This is a genomic window from Desulfacinum hydrothermale DSM 13146 (assembly GCF_900176285.1).
Classification (GTDB): Bacteria; Desulfobacterota; Syntrophobacteria; order Syntrophobacterales; family DSM-9756; genus Desulfacinum; species Desulfacinum hydrothermale.
This window is the reverse complement of the sequence record NZ_FWXF01000018.1, coordinates 1-19,015: the sequence shown is the minus strand read 5'-3', so window position 1 is coordinate 19,015 and position 19,015 is coordinate 1. Positions and strand designations below refer to the sequence as shown.

General features: G+C 57.3%; 11 protein-coding genes and 1 pseudogene. All 12 read right to left on the bottom strand.

Annotated elements, in window-relative coordinates:
* Positions 1–179 precede the first annotated feature (179 nt).
* Entirely contained in the window at positions 180–1,889 is a 1,710-nt protein-coding gene (locus tag B9A12_RS13595) for a heparinase II/III family protein (RefSeq protein ID WP_084058655.1), read from the bottom strand.
* A gap of 7 nt (positions 1,890–1,896) precedes the next feature.
* A pseudogene (locus B9A12_RS13590) lies at positions 1,897–4,110 on the bottom strand (bi-domain-containing oxidoreductase).
* A gap of 189 nt (positions 4,111–4,299) precedes the next feature.
* Positions 4,300–5,394, bottom strand: coding sequence for a glycosyltransferase (locus B9A12_RS13585; protein ID WP_139796640.1), 1,095 nt, complete (start codon positions 5,392–5,394; stop codon positions 4,300–4,302).
* A gap of 177 nt (positions 5,395–5,571) precedes the next feature.
* A complete protein-coding gene (locus B9A12_RS13580) occupies positions 5,572–6,756 on the bottom strand; it encodes a glycosyltransferase family 4 protein (RefSeq protein WP_084058653.1) in 1,185 nt (394 codons plus the stop codon).
* Positions 6,757–7,202: 446 nt separating this feature from the next.
* The gene (locus B9A12_RS13575; protein WP_139796639.1) at positions 7,203–8,468 is read right to left on the bottom strand and encodes a glycosyltransferase; all 1,266 of its coding nucleotides are present in this window, start codon (positions 8,466–8,468) and stop codon (positions 7,203–7,205) included.
* Positions 8,392–9,267 carry a sulfotransferase family protein gene (locus B9A12_RS13570; protein WP_084058651.1) on the bottom strand — a complete coding sequence of 292 codons (876 nt, stop codon included), beginning with the start codon at positions 9,265–9,267 and terminating at the stop codon, positions 8,392–8,394. Before B9A12_RS13570 ends, B9A12_RS13575 begins: the two co-directional genes overlap by 77 nt.
* A gap of 36 nt (positions 9,268–9,303) precedes the next feature.
* Positions 9,304–10,659, bottom strand: a complete 1,356-nt coding sequence (locus B9A12_RS13565; RefSeq protein WP_084058650.1) for a flippase — start codon at positions 10,657–10,659, stop codon at positions 9,304–9,306.
* Positions 10,660–10,709: 50 nt separating this feature from the next.
* Positions 10,710–12,113, bottom strand: a complete 1,404-nt coding sequence (locus B9A12_RS13560; RefSeq protein WP_084058649.1) for an O-antigen ligase family protein — start codon at positions 12,111–12,113, stop codon at positions 10,710–10,712.
* A 58-nt stretch (positions 12,114–12,171) separates the two neighbouring features.
* The gene (locus B9A12_RS13555; protein WP_084058648.1) at positions 12,172–13,893 is read right to left on the bottom strand and encodes a hypothetical protein; all 1,722 of its coding nucleotides are present in this window, start codon (positions 13,891–13,893) and stop codon (positions 12,172–12,174) included.
* A 576-nt stretch (positions 13,894–14,469) separates the two neighbouring features.
* Positions 14,470–15,261: a 4Fe-4S dicluster domain-containing protein gene (locus B9A12_RS13550; RefSeq protein WP_084058647.1), complete on the bottom strand. Its 792-nt coding sequence runs from the start codon at positions 15,259–15,261 to the stop codon at positions 14,470–14,472.
* 67 nt (positions 15,262–15,328) lie between these two features.
* The gene (locus tag B9A12_RS13545) at positions 15,329–15,769 is read right to left on the bottom strand and encodes a hydrogenase iron-sulfur subunit (RefSeq protein WP_084058646.1); all 441 of its coding nucleotides are present in this window, start codon (positions 15,767–15,769) and stop codon (positions 15,329–15,331) included.
* A 105-nt stretch (positions 15,770–15,874) separates the two neighbouring features.
* Entirely contained in the window at positions 15,875–18,871 is a 2,997-nt protein-coding gene (locus tag B9A12_RS13540) for an FAD-dependent oxidoreductase (RefSeq protein ID WP_084058704.1), read from the bottom strand.
* Positions 18,872–19,015 lie beyond the last annotated feature (144 nt).

The window sequence follows — 19,015 nt, the reverse complement described above, 5'->3', positions numbered from 1 at the left end:
TAAGACACAAAGTCACCAAGGGAAATAAGCAAGAGCATTCTTAGTGTCTTGGTGTCTTTGTGGTTCATCCCTTCCTTACGATGGGCTGTGGAATCACGAAGGTATTGGGAACCACTAAGACACAAAGTCACCAAGGAAAAAAATCAAAAGCATTCTTAGTGTCTTGGTGTCTTTGTGGTTCATCTTTTCCTTATGATCCACCCGCCGTCGTAGGGCAACCGCCCCTTCCAGCGAGTCACCACCACAGGGCATTCCAGCCTCAGCCCGAATTCGGGGCAATACCACCCTTGTTCCACGTGGACGGGAGCAGGACACAAAGACACCAAGACGGCGATCCTTCTGCCGGCTTCCTTCACGACAATCGCCGGCCCGTCCCTGTGGACCTCCAAGTCCGGGTGGATGTGCAACCGGGATTCCACGTGGTGCTGACCGCGTCCTTCCACGCGGTCCTCAATCCGTATTTCGCCCCGGTGCCACACGACGCGGCGGTGATGGATGGGAGCGCCTTGCAGGTGGCGGTATCCGTCGTGGGCCCCTTCGAAGACCAGTGCGCCGTCTTCGCCGGACCAGGCCCGTGCGTAGAGGGGTTTGGCCCGGCGGCCGCAACGATGGGCGCCCCAGACCTGGGATTGATTTTCTCCGTCGATGGTGACGGTGTTGTGCCCGGCGTTGCCGCGGTTGTACCGGCGCATGGGCCCGTCTCGGTATGCGTAGGTTCCCGAATCCACGATGAGGCGTCTTCCGCCCAGGGACAGCTCGAAACTCAACGTGTCGCAGTGGCTGTGGCCGGGCTGGTAATCCGGTCCCACCCGGCCGCAGTCCACCAAAAGCCGCTCCCCGGGCTGGGGGGCCATGACGAAGTAGCCCGATTGGCCAAAGGCCGCCACGGGCGTTTGCACGGGCGGGAATGCCCGACCCGTAAGGCGCCGCGCGTAGGTTTCCAGGTCCGCCGGGTCGGGTTCCACTCCGTGGGCTGCGTCATTGAAGAGCGCCACCCCCCCGTCGGGATGGGTCATGGCGGAAAGAAAGCGTCCCATGGCGGCAACGGTAGTGGTGAGGCGCTCCCGGCGGGCAGCGCCCTGCCTGGCGGAAACCATCGGGGCGGCTTGCAAGGCGTTGAGCAGATCCAGGCAGTCGCCCAGGATCATGGCGTGATACATGGGGCTCCGTTCGAAATGGCCACCGTCGTCGAGGATCTGTTCGGAAAGCTGCTCATCCAGTCCTTCCATGCCCTTTTCCAGCCATCGCTGGGCGTCGCGGGTGTGAAAAAAAAGGCCCGCGAACACCAGGGCCTTGAAGTTACGAAACAAGTGATTGGCGCGCAGGTGCTTTTCCAGGCTGCGTTCCAGCCAGAGGCATTGGCGATAGAGCGATGGAAGGACCGTTCCGTCGTCACGGCCGAGAGAGGTTGTTTCGGAAAGAGCCTTGATCCAGTTGACTATCCTCAGGGACAGCGGGTAGGGATCCCAGGCGTCGGGGGTTCCCGGCGGGTTGCAGGCGATCCAGTGCTCCATGAGGCGCCGGGCTTCCGCGACGCTCTGGCGGGCGACAGGCGCCAGGAAGTCGAAATAGTGCAAATTGTAAACCCACAGCCGGTCCACGTCTTCCGGGCGCCACCGGACGGGGTGTCCCAGGACCCGTGTCCGGTTCAAAAAGGTGAATCGGCCTTGGCACAGACCGGACCATTGGACGTGGGGGTTGGGAGGAAACGGCACGACCCGGGGCAGTGGATTCCAGGCGGGTCGGTTGGGAACCTTTGGGACGCAGGGCCCTACGATTCCCGGATAGCGGGCCCTCAGAAGAAACCAGGTCTTGTAGAGGATCTGTTCCGGGCGATAGTGTGCCAGGGTGCGGACCGTTCGGCCCAGATGATGAATCGTGGGACGCATGGCAGTCTCAGGCCCTGGAACCGCTTCGCACGTGACGGTCGGCCGCCAGGCACACCCGCATGACTTCTTCGATTTCGTGGAAGGCGATGGGACTGGGCCCGCCTGAGCGAACCGCTTGGATGAAGGCGGCCGCTTCGGCTTGATGGCCCTTGTCCTGGCGCCACAGGTTCATCTTCTTGAACCCGGGCCAGCCGAACCCGCGAAGTTTACGGAAGTTATCCAGCTGCAGCACCCGGCCCTGGGCGAAGACTTCCAGCCGTTCCTTGGGAAACCGGCGATGGCCGTTGGAAAGGTAGTGGATCGTTCCGATGGAACCGTCCTGGAAGGCCAGTTGCAGGCTCAAGGTGTCGTGTGTCGGGCTTTTGAGGGCCGAGACCCAATGTTCGCGGATGGGGCATCCCGCCAGGAAACGGACCAGGTCCACAAAGTGACACACTTCACCGAGGATCCGCCCGCCTCCGATCTCCGGATCCTGGATCCAGTGATCAGGGGGGATGGCGCCCGCGTTGACGGTCATGACGAAGGCCTTGGGTCCCTTCGTCCCTTGAAGGAGCGTCCTCATCTTTTGGATATGGGGCGCAAAGCGCCGGTTGAAGCCCACCATCAGGAGCGGCTTGGGATCCGGCCTCGATTGCAGCTCTTCCCCGATGGCGTCCAGCTCCTTTTCCGTAAGGCAAAGAGGCTTTTCCACGAAGACGTGTTTTCCGGCCTTCAGGGCCTTGAGCACCAGGGGGCCGTGGGTGTTGTGGCGGGTGGTGATGAAGACGGTGGTGATTTCCGGATCGCCGAAAAGGACCTCATTTTCGGTGGTGCTTTGCTGAAAGCCCAGTTTTTTCCCCAGGTGGGTACCGGAGACGCCGGAAGCCGAGGAGATGGCCTTGAGCCGCGCTCCAGCGGCCGCCACGGCCGGCGCCAGGATGCGCGATGCAAACGCCCCGGCTCCGATAAAGCCCACCACCGCCTCTTCAGCAGCGGAGGGGCGCTCCTGTCCGCTTTCTTTTAGAAACACCGTGCGTGAAAGCCGGGACGCCTCCGGGCCCGGACCGCGTTCTGTCCGGACCCTGGTGGCGGTTTTCTCCACCTGGGCACCCGCTTCCCGGGGGGCCGCAGCCGAGGAATATTCCAGCAGGACTCCCAGGTAAGGCTCGCGGTTTTCGGCCAAGAGATCGTAGGCCCGCGTGGCTTCATGGAAGGGAAACCGGTGCGTGATGAGCGGCTCCACGTCCAGTTTTCCCGCCGCCATGAGGTCCAGGACCGCCTCGAAGTTTCGCTGTTCCGTCCAGCGCACGTAGCCCACCGGGTAGTCGTGGCCCTTTTCTTCGTAGTGGGGATCATAACGGCCCGGCCCGTAAGAACAAGACACGCGGAAGCTCAGTTCCTTTTCGTAGAAGTCCGACCGGTTGAGTTCCAGGCCGGTGACCCCGGTCAGGACGATCCGACCGCGCTTTCGGCACATGTGAGCCGCCTGGGCGATGGGTTCACTGCTCCGCGTCGCGGCCGTCACGAGCACGCCGTCCACCCCTCGCTGTCGGCTGAAACGAAGGGCCTCCGCCACGGGATCGCTTCCGGGGGCGAGGTGGAAGGCGGCGGCCCCGAAGCCTTCGGCCAAACGGCATCGGGCCGGGTCCACGTCCAGGCCCAGAACGCGGCAGCCGTGGGCCTGGAGGATCTGGACCGCCAGTTGCCCGATGAGCCCCAGGCCGGTGACCACGAAGCATTCCCCCAGGGTGGGTTCCAGGAGCCGGATTCCTTGCAAAGCGATGGCCCCCAGCACGGTGAAGACGGCGGCCTCGTCCGACACACCGTCGGGTATCCGGGCACAAAGGTTCTTGGGAACGGAAACCACCTCCGCATGGGGTCCGTTGGACACCACCCGGTCGCCCACCTGGAAACCCTCGACTCAGGGGCCCACTTCCACCACGCGGCCCACGTTGCAGTAGCCCAGGGGCAGAGGCTGATCGAGCTTGCTCCGAACCGCCTCTACGGTGGGCAGCAGCCCGTCGGTTCGGATCTTATCCAGCACCTGCCGGACCTTTTCCGGCTGCTGGCGGGCCTTGGCGATCCAGCCGGCCCGCCCGAAATCCACCAGCATCCGTTCGGTTCCGGCCGAGATGAGAGAAACGCGGGTCCTGAGGAGGAGCTTACCCGCCCCCACGGCCGGAACCGATACGTCCGCTAGCAATGTTTCTCCTGTCTTTAAATGTTGTAGGACTTGCTTCATGCTTGGTTTCACTAACGCTGGGGCATATAGTAATGGCAGCCTCCGAAAAGTGGCCCTCATGTTGTCCCAGTTTAATTTGAAGTCCGTTGGACGTTTGCCTGAACTTCTATAAGTGTGACTCTTGTGTCGTATTTAATTAAAGCCAATTTCAGATCTTACGAAGGCTGGTATTTAATGTTTACTATAGATTTATGTTGCTGAGCGTGAGATCTCAAGAAACATTATACGGTTTTGGTTGACAGCTTCCGAGTTCATTACGTAGTTGGCAGCCTGCTTTTTTATTCGCCGTTTGCGCATAAGCCGTTGATCGGGAGGCAATTGGGCTTCCTGCTCAATTGCCCTGACAAATCTCTCCGGCTCATCAAGAGAGAGGTCCCAACCTAGCCCTTGAGTTTCAAGGTTGCGCCAGGGAGTTTGGTCGCTGATCAGGACGGGTAACCCAGCCATCATTGCTTCCAATATGGCGTGTCCATAGTTCTCTCCTGCCGTGGGAAGAAAAAATAGGTCGTATTCCGAAAGTGTCGTTAGGACCCGGTCATTCGTTATGGCGCCATGATATCTAACCGATACATGCTCAGGCATCATTGCTGTTATTTTTTGACATTGTTCCCAGTAAGTTTGATCTCTTATAGGACCGTAAATGTCAAACTTCACGGGTACCGACACTCGTGGCAACACTTTCATCGCAAAATCAAGGTTTTTCATGGGGGTAATCCTGGAAAGGAAAACCACCCGGAGGTAGTTCTGTTGCGTTCGACTTCTAGCATGATCTTTTTGAAAACAGCAGATGGAGGGTAAATTCGGGGCTATGTGGATCTTTCGCGCGGATACGGCCCGCCCCATGCTGCATCGGATGTCCTCGGCTTCGTATCTGCTGGAAGCTTGCCAGAAAAGATGCCGGTACAAACCAAGCTTTTTGGCGATCGACAGGTAGGGCTTTTTCTTCCATCTTTTCAGAGCCAATGCTCCTTGAGAAAATTCCCCTCGCGGCGCAATGAGTGTGGGGCGGTTCGGAATCAACCCCAGCCTTCTTGCCAATAGCGGCTGCAGTGTGAAGACAGGATCGAAGAAACTGTTGAGGTACAATATATCGTGTGGAGTTTCGCGCATAAGTTGTGCCAGGAATCTAAGAGTCCGTCTTTGTGGCGGGACGTAACAGACATTGGCTTTTCCTACCGAATTCCAGGCGTTGACCGAGATGTTGGGATACGGATAGGAATCTGTCGCATCGCGATCGGAGGTGACGATAAGAAAGTCGAATTCGGAACCAAGGTGATCCACCATGTTGGCGATGGTTCGTACCGGGCCACCGGATTTGTACCCAGGGAGATAATGTCGGACCAAGGTAAGAATTTTTATTCTTTGTCCGATTTGTCCACAATCGGTAACCTTTCGCTGATGTGTTCTATTATCTATTTTCACGGTCGATGGGCTTTCGCTATATGGTGTGTCAAGGCTATCTCAGTCTCGAAAGGAGGTATCATTGGGCGCATCCGATTTTATCAGCCCTGTCCCCCACGGGCGGACAGGCCGATCTATGCTTCTTTTCTCTTGTACGAAACGAATGATGTCCATAAGATATTGGGCAGCCCTCTGCGGGGAAATGCACTCTTCGGCCCAGCGGCGAATTCTTAACCGTTTCTGCCGCCCGACGGGGCCTCGTTTCATGCGATCCATCAAGGCCCGCAATAAGTCGTCTGAACTTTCGGAACGAAAGACCTGGCCGAGCCACGGTGCGGCGATCAAATCACTGCTTCCGCAGGCATCGCTCACGACGACCGGAGTCCCGGCGAGAAGCGCTTCATTCACCACGGCCCCCCATCCGTCGTAGCGGCCCGGAAGCACCAGACAATCGGCCTGGGACATCAAGTGGCGTACTCCGTGATTGGGAAGGGTCCCCAACCAGTGTATGTGTTTCAAAATTTTCAGGCGATTGGCCTCTGCTCGGAGTCCTTCGCCTTTCGGTCCCTCCCCGACGATATTCAGCCTCCATGGCTGGCCGGTGAGTTGTGAAAGGGCCTTCAAAAGAATATCTACACCCTTGCACTCTATAAGCCGTCCGACAAAAAGGAGATTGAAGGTTGTCCCTTCCGTCTCAGTACCACCCAGTTGGCTGCTGTATTGTTCCGAGTCGCCCACAGGGTCAACGAAGTAACCGAAGTGATATATTTTAGAAGAGGGAAATCCGCACGATCGGTAAAAGCGGACGCCCAATTCACCGGTGGCGAGCAAAAAATCGAGCCTTCGTCCCCACCTCAAGGCGTGGGCGCGGTAGCGAACCCGACGCAAGACGCCTTGGAGGCCACCTGTTCGCCCGGCTTCTGCAAAGACCCCAGTACAGCGGCCATATCGCAGTGCCTGCCGAAAGGATTGATACGTTTTCGGGTACGCGTGAAAGCCGGAAAAGATGTGAACACTGTCGCTTGCCGAACGCTTTAGCAGCTCTCGGCGCATCTCAGGGCTCGGAGACACTATGAGTTTGGCGGGAGAAAAGTCCGGCACCTTCCATCCTTGCGCCAAACGAGATGGAGATACATCTTCTTCTGCAACGACGAAGATATCGCCTGGCCACAGCCTCGCCACGTGTCGAATCAGCGGAGCCTGGTGTATGGATGGGGTGTTTTGCCAGAAAAATAACTGGAGCATGAAGTTATGCAGAAAGATATGTGGCTTCGGTTACAAATTGAATTAGAATCTGGTTTCTGGGCGAAAGGCGATAAAGTTGGTTCAAGTAGTAAATCTGAATGTATCTAAACAAGGCCAAATCTCTTTTATTGTAGTTGATATTTGATTTTGATCGTATTCTAGAAAGGCTTAAGATTTTCCTGTCCTCTGTAAAGCCCCCGAATTGATGGACACCTTTTTTAAGAAGGGCCGTTTCTAATGGCCCCTACGGCTCGGGTACAAGGATCCCATTGCTCGAAAGCCCGACGGTCCTCTTATGACTGCGCATCGCATAGGGCAAGAGAGCACCTCTTGCTTACGCTTAGCGGACCAACGTTTCGGTAAGCTATTCCCACTCATGGACACCTCCCGCAGCTTTGGATCGTAACCTATCATGTGTCCACTTTATTGGAAGGGCAACCCACCTCTTAGGGGGGTTGTTTATCACGAAAAAGACTTAGAATGCATCGGGCATTAGCCTCCCAGCTAAACGCGAAGCTTCTAAGACGAGCTGCCCTTCCTAAACAACCTGCATAATCTGGGTCCGACAGGAGTTTGAGTATTGCCTGCTTAAGTGAATTTACATCCCCCGGCTCGACTAGTAAGCCCTCTTTGCCGTGTCGAACTATTTCCTGCGCTCCCCAGCCAAGACAGCCTATCACTGGCCGTCCCCGGGCCATAGCCTCTAGATAGACAATTCCAAAAGCCTCGCCCCAACTCGGGAGACTAAACACATCGCACTGCTGCATTTGTGACATTGTATCCGAATATGGTAAACGTCCAAGAAAGACGACGCGGTCTTGAATCTTGAGATGTGTGGCGAGCTCTTGCAGTCGCGGTTTTTCAGGACCGTCACCAACTATACGATACTCCCAATCAATCTGGGGATGTTCTTGAAGGATTTCGGCCAAAGCGCGCAAGTTTAAATCAATTCCTTTGATAGGTATTAAGTTGCTAACACTGAGGACGACACGTCTTTTAGTAAGAGGCCGCTGCGGACTGAGGCCCCCATCGTCCGTAGGGATATCTGTGCCATTATGAATGATTTTTATTTTTTCGGGTGGAACCGAGAGCTGTCTTGCGTATTGTTGCAATGCCCGACCAACAAGCAAAACCCAATCAAAAGTGGACCATGCAACTCGGAGGCGTTTTTGCCATGTAGACTTATGACATATGAGCTGATAAAGAGGATCGATACCATGGACGACAATCGCAGAGGGGGCTCGGATGAGATCCGTCCAGATTGGGTTCGTTAAACCGTGGCACAGGATACCATGATAATGGTTTCTCTTTGCGAGCTGGCGGACCGTCCTCCGAACGAAATAGCCACAACTCTTCCAGTTGAAAGCCAATGCAGAGCAGTGAAGACGAGAGGGTGGAAGACTCAGGAATGGGACCTCTATGAATCGTGTGGATGGGCTAAGTCCGAGTAAGCGAGGATCAATGGATTTGCTGCTCCTTTTAAATGCCGGAGCTGGGCGGATAACAGTAAGCTCCCAACCTTGTCTCTCCAAAGCCTTGGCTTGCTGCACAACAAAAATTCCTGTTATTGTATTTGATTTCGTGGGCCAAAAACGCGAGACGACTAATAGTTTCAATACAGCGTGCATGTCAAAATCAGTCCAGCCATTCTGAAGGTACACGGCCCAAAAGGTCTCGAACAATCCGTATCTCAGGTTCAAAATATGCGTCAAGCTCTCTCCTGAGTGGTGGTGGAAGCATCTGTTTACTTTTTGCTGCTGTGTTAAGCCGATAAAATGGTGCCAAGAGCCCGGTGGACTTTTTGATGCCTAAATTTGATTTCAGATGTCCTAGGGCATTCAGGACCTTCTTAAGCCTGAATGATCGGATGTGTCTGCGGGTGTTCGCTGCTGAGAAGCCTGCTGGATAAACGCGTGAGAGTCCAAGAAACTGAAGAACCCGGTCATACTCACCGCGAGGATCTCGCCTGAGGTTCTCAAGAAAAACAACTAGAACGCGATCTTGTGAAACATGTTCGAACAGGCGTTTTAATTGCGACCCGATGCGGCAACGGTCACCATATTGATAAAGATCAGGTGCGGGGCAAAAAGCTGGGAGAGAGTACCCCTGTGCGCGCTTTGTCTGTAACCGCCAAGCTGCTTCGAATGATGGCTGGTCCTCTGCTCCACCACATTCTTGCGCATAAAGTGAAACAGCCATTTCCTGGGGTTTTCTCAGCATGACAATAAAACGCGCGCCCGGAGAATACTTAAGTATCGAAGGCACAGCGACTCCTGACCAAAGATATGAGGTTGATGCCTCGCCCACTGCCAGGTGTTGTGAGTTTGCTTCGAAAAAAAGACCTTCATAGGCCTTAAGATCAGTGTAGAAGTTAAATCCAACGTCGGTATTGAAGAAATGAGGTTCCTTGGGAATAGACAAGAACACTTGTGGGTGAGTTCTTAGCCAATTGTATAGTGACGTCGTCCCACATTTCGGCGCACCGATAATGAAAAAATTGGGCTTTTTCATGACTTTCTACTCCATCGGCAGCTCAAGGTGATGGATTCATTGCCTTGGCGAGGATCGAAGAAAGGGCAAATAACCTATGAAGTGATTGTATTTAATTTTTACAAATAATAAGCAGCAGCTATTCCAAAATATGAGTGAGATGCTGCAGGCTAAGGCAGCTCCTACAACGCCGTAATGGGGAACCACTAGCACGTTGGTGAATACATTTGTTAAGCCAGCAACCAGCATGATGTTTCTAAGTGCCTTTTCATGGCCGATCATGTTCATGAAATAACCCGTAGACCCTGAGGCAGCATTGACGAATTGGCCGAAAAGTAGGAGCAGCATAGGAGTGTAAGAAGCTGTGAATTGCCGACCGTAAAGCAAGGAAAGTAGGGGGTTGCCTATTGCCACCAACGTAAGCAATATTGGAATGGTGCTCCAAAAGATAAGTTTTGCAGATACATGTGCTGCGCGAAAAAGATCGTCAATACGACCGGCATAGTAAAGTTCGGAAAACTTAGGTGCCGCTATCACATTAACTGCCTGCAATAGAAATGTCGTAAGAGTTGACATCTTGACGGCAACATCATAATACCCCACTTCCGCAACAGGCCTGAACATTCCCAAGACGATGACACTTGCCTGGCCTATGAGCAACCCCATTGCTGAAGTCATCAGCATGGGCAAAGACAGGGAGGCAATGACCCTCACCGGTATATCGTGAATTTTATCATGAATTCCTATTTTGCGCCGAAATGTCGTTTCCACAATAAGGGTGCCAGCAACAGCCGTTATTACAAGTGAGGAAAACAATGCGCAAACTGGATTGATAGGTCTAAACCAAAACGAAGTCAATAGAAGCAATACTAGAAGTCTGCATAAAGGGGAGAGAAGTTGCATGAATGCGAATGTGCGGACAAGCTTGAGACTTCGGACAGATTGTGTGTTCAAATTCCCTAGGGACATGAACACCACAAAAACGGAGGCAGCAGCGAAAAAAGACATAAATTGAGGTTTAGAATAGATTCGTCCTGCAATGAAGGGGGAGGCGACAAAAAGGATCACACCGGCAATCAGTCCGGTGCCGGCTATGAGAAAAAGGACCTTCCTGTAGATTCTGTGGGCAGAGCCTGGCGAGTATTTTGCCATGTGTTCCGGGATTAACCTCAGGATGGATGTGCTGGTCCCCATGAGGGTAAAGGTTGTGGCCAGCCCTAGGAAGGCATTGATGGTGGCTACAATTCCCATGATTTCAGCACCATAAAATCTGGCGGTGATGATGCTGGTCGTCATGGCGAGAGCCGTAGCCAGGACGCGGGCGCTCATGGCCCATACAGACCCAGTAAGGATCTCCGAAAAGCTTGTTTCCGCAGCGAGCCCTGGGAGTCTGCGAAGGAGGGCGGCTTTCATCTGCTGAAGACGGGATTGCGATTGTTTTGCTTGCTCGATGGGTATTGGATTCAGAAGGTGCTCCAGTGGGGTTCTCGGCCTGCCATTCGCGCCGCTGCCCGGCACCAGCCCATGAGGAGCCAGTAGAAGAGACCGTTGCCGCCCAGGGAAAAGAAGATCGCTTCGCCGAAGTTGACCGCGAGGCATCCCATGAACATGGCCACCCATGGGGCGCATCCCGGCGAAAGGAGGGGCTTCGTGAGAAAGATAAGGAAGACGAGAAGGGCCACGGTGCCGATGACACCGATTTCTTCCAAAACCGCCGTGGGAGTCACGCCTTTTTCCACCGAGGCGGAAATGGGGATGCCGGCAAAGGTCTTGACACCGCTCGGGAAAAAGCCTTCCGCATAGACTCCGAAACCGTTTCCCGTCCAGGGGCTCTTGAGAAAATTTTTCCACTGCCGGCCGATGATGCGGCCGCGTGACTGGTGGAAGGCTTCTTTGACCGAACGTGCGTCCTCGCCCTTGTAAAGGTAAGCTTTTACGCCCTCCTGCACGGAAGGGATCGCGGCCACGGCCGCGACGACGCAAATTCCCATGGCCAAAGCCGCGGCGAGTCCCCTCTTGAGGACTGTTCGTCGCCGCAAGTTCTTGGAACAAAAAAGAAGAACCAGCGTGGCGCAAGATCCCAACAAGATGGCTGCCATCCCGGTGCGAGCCCGGGATGCAATGACCATCGCCAGCATGCCGGCCAGGAAGAGTGTTTCCACATTTCGGGAGCGCTCCGAAGGTTGAAAAAGCCAATCAAAGGCAAACCACAGGATGAAAGGAGGCCAGAAGATCCCGAATGCCTGGGGGTGGTTCAAAATCCCCTGGAAGCTCTTCCCGTTCCGATGGAAGGCGATATCCGCGAACGGAAGCGTCGGAAGGGATGCAACGAAGAGCGCAGCCGCCAGGCTGAAAAACCAGCGACCCAATCCTTCCGTGTCCTTTTGGTCCATGCCTTGGTAACCGATCAGAAGGCACGCCACCACGCCACAAAAGGAGGTGGCCTTGAGGATCGAAATGAGAGGCTGACTGCTCCAGAAAGAAAGGGTGAGCACCACCAAATAAAAGTAAGCAACCGGAACGGCGGCCAGGAGGTTCGCGGGCTTTAGGCGGATCAGAAAGCTCAGGCACGCCGCATAGGTCATACCCCAAAAGAGAATCCCCGAGAGGGGGGGAAAGTCACAAAGGGCGGGGTTGAGGTACTTAATCAGCACCATGAGGGAAAGGGCCTGGACAGCCTGCTTGGAGCCCAGTAAGGCATAGCCCGCAAGCCCCACGATCACCGCCGTCAAGGCGAAAGGGTGTGCCGCCGCCAGGCCCAGTAGCCCGCAGGCGATGCCCATGGATGCAAGAGAGAACCGGGCGTTGGACGGGGCCCAACGGGCGGCCTGGGAAGATGAGTGGAGCTCGGCTGGCACGGAGTTCATCTGGATTTTACCTACCGGACGCAACTTTCAAGGGCGGAGAAGTTCGACCCGTGCCTCATTATGGTGCACTCTGCTGGAGTTGCAGGTTTTGTGGAGGTGCGGGCGGGAACTGGTCCACATCGAGCTTCTGTACGTCGTTTTCTTTTTCGCGGACCCAGAAAAAGTCCCCTTTGGGTGATGCGGAAAGGGTCACGGCTTTGTAGTCGGGCAGGGTTACCTGTACCTTTTCACGGGCCTTCACGGGTGAGAAGGCATATACCAGCCACTGGCGGTTGGGTTTTTCTCCGATCACAAGGGCCAGGGAAAAGACGGGAATTTCCGTGTCCAGGGACCATGGCCACTTGGGATCCAGGTTGGTATCCAGCAAAAACCAGCGGTTCTTGGACTTGTACTCGTCGGGTATGTTGGCCTGATAGGGGTGCGCGTGGGCCGCGTTGGCCACGAGCTCTCCCTGCCGCCAGAAGCGACGCAATACGGAGTGCTTATGAACTCGATCCACGGCCTCCAGCAGCGATAGGAAGTAGGGTTCGGTATCCTGGGCCACCTTCTGCGTCCAGCCGCGGAATTCCCTCACCACGCGGGGTCGAAGGAGCCACATGCCGAACTGGGCGTACCCCCCGTAGCGCTCCGGTGAAAAGGTCTGGCCCAACGACTCATAGTACTTTCGTTTGTCCGTGTCTTTATCGGGCTCGTACCCATCCCAGATGGAGAGTTCAAACCAGAGTTGCGGATTCATGGCCCGCGCCTCTTCCAGCATGAAGACGAAATTCATGGCACGCACCTGGGGGCTCCACACGGTGAAATCGGTGGACGGGTCCCAATCGTATAGATAGTAAGAGGGAGAAGCTCCCTCCCAGGCCAGGGGCCAAGGTTCGAAACGGCCCGGGATGTAGAGGGAATAGTCGATCCATCCACCCCAGCGGCCGAAGGCGTCGCAGCCGAAAGCATTGTAGCCTTCGAAAAGGGTTTTCGTCTTTTTCCAAGATTCGGGGAGGTTGTCCCGCATTCCCTGAATCAGGGCCCGGTAGCGCTCGATCCAGCCGTCGCCCACCACCTTGCGCTTGAATTCATCGCTCTTGCCCTTTCCATAGGCGTCCAGGTAGCGCTTGGAACTTTCCGCTTCGTTCCAGCGGAGCTTTGCGTGTTCGTTGTTGGACAAAAAAAGAACCATCGGGGGATCCGGATACCACTGGGCGATCTGGGAAAGGAGCGGGTCGGAAACGCGGATCTTTCCCACTTCGGTCCAAGGTTCCACCGGGCCAAAGGGAGAGACCTTCTGGAGAATCTCTCCCTGCGGGGTGACCACGTTGGGGTTCTTTTCGGGGGGCAGCTTGAAAAAACGGTCATCATCGGTCAGCAATCTTTCCCACTGGGTGCTTACCAACGTGAAGGGCAATTTCAAGGATGCGGCTTTCTTGATGGCGGCCTCGAAATATTCCTTCGTTGCTTTATCATGGCCCGGTAGCTGAAAGGTGGGAAGCAGGTAGTGTCCGGCTTCGACGAGCCCCAACTGGTAGTCCGGAGTAAAGGTGTCCGGAAGCAGCCCCGAGTTCCAAGTGGCGGCCAGGGGCAGTGGTCGACCAACGGGCGCATCTTCGGCAAGCGTGGCTTCGTAACGTATCTCCTCCGCTACCGGCTTGAGGATGTCTTCCCCTGCCGCACTGGGTGCCCAGGTGAGGTGGGCGATCCATAGGAACGCTATGAGGGCAGCGCATGTTCTAATGGCGTGAAACCTTTCTCTGTCTTCGTTCAGCGGGGCATTCCATCGTCTTTGTGCCATCTCGATTCCTTCCTTTCCGCTGTGCAGTCAACAGATTCAGAGGAAAATCCCGATTCCGTCTGAACCAAGACAGGGGGAAAAGGTCACAGCTTCGCCAACTCGGTTACAGGGACCGAGGCATGCCTTAGATCCGGCAACTTCTTGGTATGTAATCGGCGGGAACCGAAGATGACTTGAAGCGTAAAGATGCAATAGGCTTCTTTTTTCCTAAAGTCCGAAATGGGGGTTAGTCATAGGGGTGAAAGGAATATCCAACCATATAAAAAACCATAAGGTTGCCATGACTTAGTGTCTCATACCCCGTGGGGGTACACGCTCTGAAAAGAGAAGGGTGGGGGCAGCGCAGCGCCGCCGCGGCACCTGGATCTGGAGTTCAAGAAAAGGCGTCACCGATGGTGGTCTTAACGAGGGCCAGCGGCCTGGGCTTTCAGCCGTAGGGGCGGGTTCTAAACCCGCCCCTACGGGGCTGTCTGAGAGATCATAGGGCACTGTGGGACACGGTGGAATTTCAGCTGGTCAGAGGGCCCAGAAAGGCCGAGATGCCATTTTCGGCCGGCCTTCTGGGTGGTTTCCCACTCAGCGGGGGCCTGCGGGAAGGAAGGATTCGTCGCCCAGCATGGTGAAGGGCGATTTGCCGTCGGCCACACCCGTCTTGTATTGGAAGATGTTTTCCACCAGGTGGTTCACGCGCTTGTAGAGGGCGCGCAGCGGGATGCCGGCCGGGCAGATCTCTTCGCACAGGCCGCAGTCGATGCAGCGGCCCGCCATGTGCACGGCCCGCACCAGGTGAAAGGATGTGTCCGGCGGAAGCTTTTGGGCCGGGATGAGTTCCTTGTGTTCCAGGCTGCATTCGGTGCAAAAACAGACCGGGCAGACGTCCCGGCAGCCGTGGCAGCGGATGCAGCGGTTGAAATGGGAAAGCCACCACTGGAGGCGATCGTTTTCCGGCATGGCCTCCAGCTCCTCCAGCCTGCGGCTCTTGGAGACAGGGGCCGGCGCCTCCCCGTAGTCCAACTGATCCGGGTAGGGCTTGGGACATTCACAGTAGAGCGCCAGATCCTCCGTGCAGGCGTGGCCCAGCACTACCACCTTGTCCCGAGCAAGCTGGTTCCATTTGAAGAGCTCGTTCAGGGAGCGCTCTTCGCAGCCGCGCACCAGCACGCCGTAGGTCTTTTCCGGGTTCTGACGGGCCTGGGCCAGGAGGATCTTGGTCACGGGATAACGCGCCTTGAAGGGCGCCCAAGGTTCCAGCTCGTCCACGTTTTCCCGGGTAAAAAGGGCCGGGTAGGGCACCCCGTGGATCGTTTTGTAGGCCAGGAAAGCGTCCACCCGGCCGTCTTCCAGCAATTGTCGCACCTTGGTCTTCATGGGGTCTATCCTGTCTGATGGTATGGGTTTCGCCGATCGTGGGCCAGTGCGCTCCTGCAGGCCGCCGTCAAATACCCATGGCCAGGCGGGGGCTGGCCTCGAAGGGTGGGGCCGGGCCGAGCGAGCGCACCTTTTCCGTAAAGTCGCGCGCCACCTCGGCGAACTTCACGCCTTCGGCCGACGAGATCCATTCGAGCCGGAACCGCTCCGGGTTGTAGCCGGCGAACCGGATGAGCTCTTGCACGAAGGTCATGCGCTTGAGCGTCATGTAGTTGCCCTTGATGTAGTGGCAGTCGCCGATATGGCAGCCGGCCACCAGGACGCCGTCCGCCCCGCGCTGAAACGCGTGGATCACATGGTGGGGCGAGACGGTCCCCGAACACATGACGCGCATCACCCGGATGTTGGGTGGGTACTGCAGTCGGCTCACGCCCGCCAGATCCGCACCGGCGTAGCTGCACCAGTTGCACAAAAAGGCCAGGATCTTGGGTTCGAATGGGGATTGCATGGGTGCTCCTGGGGTTATCGGTTATCGTTTTTCGGTTATGGGTCGTCGCCTGGTGGTCGCGGCCATGGCCGCGACGCACCAGGAGCGATTTACGATTTCATCGCATCAGGCCGAAAGGGCTTCATCGATCTGGGTGTAGAGCTGCAGGTGCGAAAAGCCCAGCAACGTGATGGCCTCCGAAGGACAGGTGGCCGCGCAGGTGCCGCAGCCCTTGCAAAGGGCCTGGTTCACCTCGCATTTGCCTTCCTGTTCCAGGAAGTCGATGGCCCCGAAGGGACAGCACTGCACGCAGCCCTGACAGCCGCAGCAAAGATCCTTGTTCACCACAGCGACCACGCCGCCGGCGGTGATGGAATCCTTGGTAAGCACCGTGGCCGCCCGGGAGGCCGCCGCCTTGGCCTGGGCGATGCACTCTTCCGTGGGCTTGGGATAGTGGGCCAGACCCGCCAGGAAGACGCCGTCGGTGGCGAAATCCACCGGCCGCAGCTTGGCGTGCGCCTCCATGAAGAAGCCTTCGGCATTGATTGGTACCTTGAACATCTTGGCCAGCTCGTCCGCTTCCGCTTCCCGCATGACGATGGCGCTGGCGAGGGTCAGGATATCGGGCTGGAGCACCACGGGCCGTTGCAGCACGTGGTCTTTCACCGTCACCTGGAGGGTGCCGTCGGAGGCCACCTCGACCACGGGCTTGTTTTCCAGGTCGAAGCGGATGAAGACCACGCCCCGGGCTCGGGCTTCCTTGTAGAGGTTTTCCCGCAGTCCGAAGGTGCGGATGTCCCGATAGAGGATGTAGACGTCCATGTCGGGATTGAGCTTTTTAAGGCGCAGGGCGTTTTCGATGGAATGGCTGCAGCATACGCGGCTGCAGTAGGGACGATCCGGTTCCCGGGATCCCACGCACTGGATGAAGACGGCGGACTGGGCCGAGACGATGCGCTCGTCGCGCTCCCCGATGGCCTGATCCAGATCCAGATTGAGAAAGATCCGGTCACTCTGGCCATAGCCGTATTCGGTGGGCTTGAGGGAATGGGCCCCCACGGCGATAACGGCCACGCCGTGATCCACTTCCTTCCGCTCACCGCCCACGTCCAGGGTCGTGTGGAAGTTGCCCACAAAACCCTGCACGTCCGTGATCCTGGCATGGGTAAGCACCGAGATCTCCGGGTGGCCTTCCACACGCTTGATGAGTTCATCCAGGAAGGGCGCCACCGGCTGGCCGTCCCAGGTGGAATAGAGCTTGCGCCCGTGGCCGCCCAGCACGTCCTTTCGCTCCACCAGGGTCACCGGGTAGCCCTGGTCTGCCAAGGTGAGGGCCGCTGTCATGCCGGCGATGCCGCCTCCCACCACCAGGGCGGACTTGGTCACGCCCAACTTCATCTCGCCCAGGGGCTGCTGGAGGGCCACCTTGGCCACGGCCATGCGCACCAGGTCCTTGGCCTTTTCCGTGGCCGCTTCCGGTTCGTTCATGTGCACCCAGGATCCCTGGTTGCGGATGTTGGCCATCTCGAAAAGATACTTGTTGAGGCCCGCTTCCTTGATCGTTTCCCGGAAGAGCGCCTCATGGGTGCGGGGCGAACAGGCCGCCACCACGACCCGGTTCAGATTGTGCTCCTGGATGACCTGCTTCATCTTGTCCTGGGTGTCTTGGGAGCAGGTGAAGAGATTGCGCTCCACATGGGCCACCCCGGGCAGGGTCTGGGCGTAGTCGGCCACCGCCTCCACGTCCACCACGCCGGCGATGTTGACCCCGCAGTGGCACACAAAGACGCCCACCCGCGGCTCCTCGGCCGCCACGTCCCTTTCCACGGGTTCCGGTGGCTTGCGGGTGAGGGAGTCTCGGGCCGGGGCCAGCAGCACCGCCGATTCGGCCGCCGCCGCGGACGCTTCCATGACCGACAGGGGGATGTCCTTGGGGCTCTGGAAGACCCCGCACACATAGATTCCCGTTCTGGACGTCTGTACGGGCTGGAAAGGCGAGGTGGCGGCAAAGCGGCCGTCGCCGATTTCCACGCCCAGTTTCTGGGCCAGTTTCAGGGTGTCTTCGGAAACCTGGAGGCCTACGGACAGGACCACCAGGTTGAAGATCTCCTCCGTGATCTGACCGTCTTCGGTCACATACTGGATGGCCAGATCGTCTGTGCCGGCAATGGGCTCGATGCTGTGCACCCGCGAGCGGATGAACCGCACGCCCTTTTCCGTCTTGGCCCGTTCGTAGTACTTGTCGAAATCTTTGCCCGGCGTGCGCATGTCCATGAAGAAGATGGCCGTGTCCAGGTCGCTTCCCGCATGCTCCTTGGCGATCACCGCCTCCTTGACGGCGTACATGCAGCACACCCCGGAACAATACCCGTTGTCACAGTGGTGGATGTCTCGGGATCCCACGCACTGGAGCCATGCGATCTTCTTGGGTTCCTTGTCGTCGGACGGACGCACCAGATGGCCCATGGTGGGTCCGGACGCCGAAAGGATCCGCTCGAACTCCATGGACGTGATCACGTTGGGGTGCTGGGCGTAGTTGTAGGTGTCGTAGATGCTGGGATCGAAGGCCTCAAAGCCGGGAGCCAGCACGATCGCCCCCACTTCCAGTTCCCGCTCCCGGGGGGTGTCCTCGTGGATCACCGCATCGGCCAGACACGCGTCCACGCACCGGTAGCATTCGGAACAGATCCCGCAGTTGAGGCATCTTTCGGCTTCCCGGCGCACCTGCTCTTCCGTAAAGCCCAGTTGCACCTCGTTGAAGTTGCCCCGGCGCTCTTCGGGCGAAAGCCGCGGCATGCGCTCCCTGGGAATCCGGTCGTAGCCCTCCGTGGGCACATCTTGGACCGGCTCCCACTTTCTTTCCCGTCCTTCCCGGAGATCCTGCCCCTGCAGGAACCGTTGGATGGAAACGGCCGCTTCCTTTCCCGCCGCGATGGCCTCGATCACCGTGCGCGGGCCCGTCACCGCATCGCCGCCCGCGAAGATGTCCGGATCATCCGATTGGAGCGTCACCGGATCCACCTTCAGGGTCCGCCAGTCGCTCAGGGTGCACGCGCATTCCGGCGTCAGACACGCCCAGTCCGATTCCTGCCCGATGGCCGGAATCACCGCGTCCACTTCCATCACGAAGTTGGACCCTTCCACGGGAACCGGACGGCGCCGCCCGCTGGCGTCGGGCTCTCCCAGCTCCATGCGGACGCACTCCACGGCCTTCACCTTGCCGTTTTCCCCAATGATCCGAATCGGGTTCACCAGCGTGTGGATCTC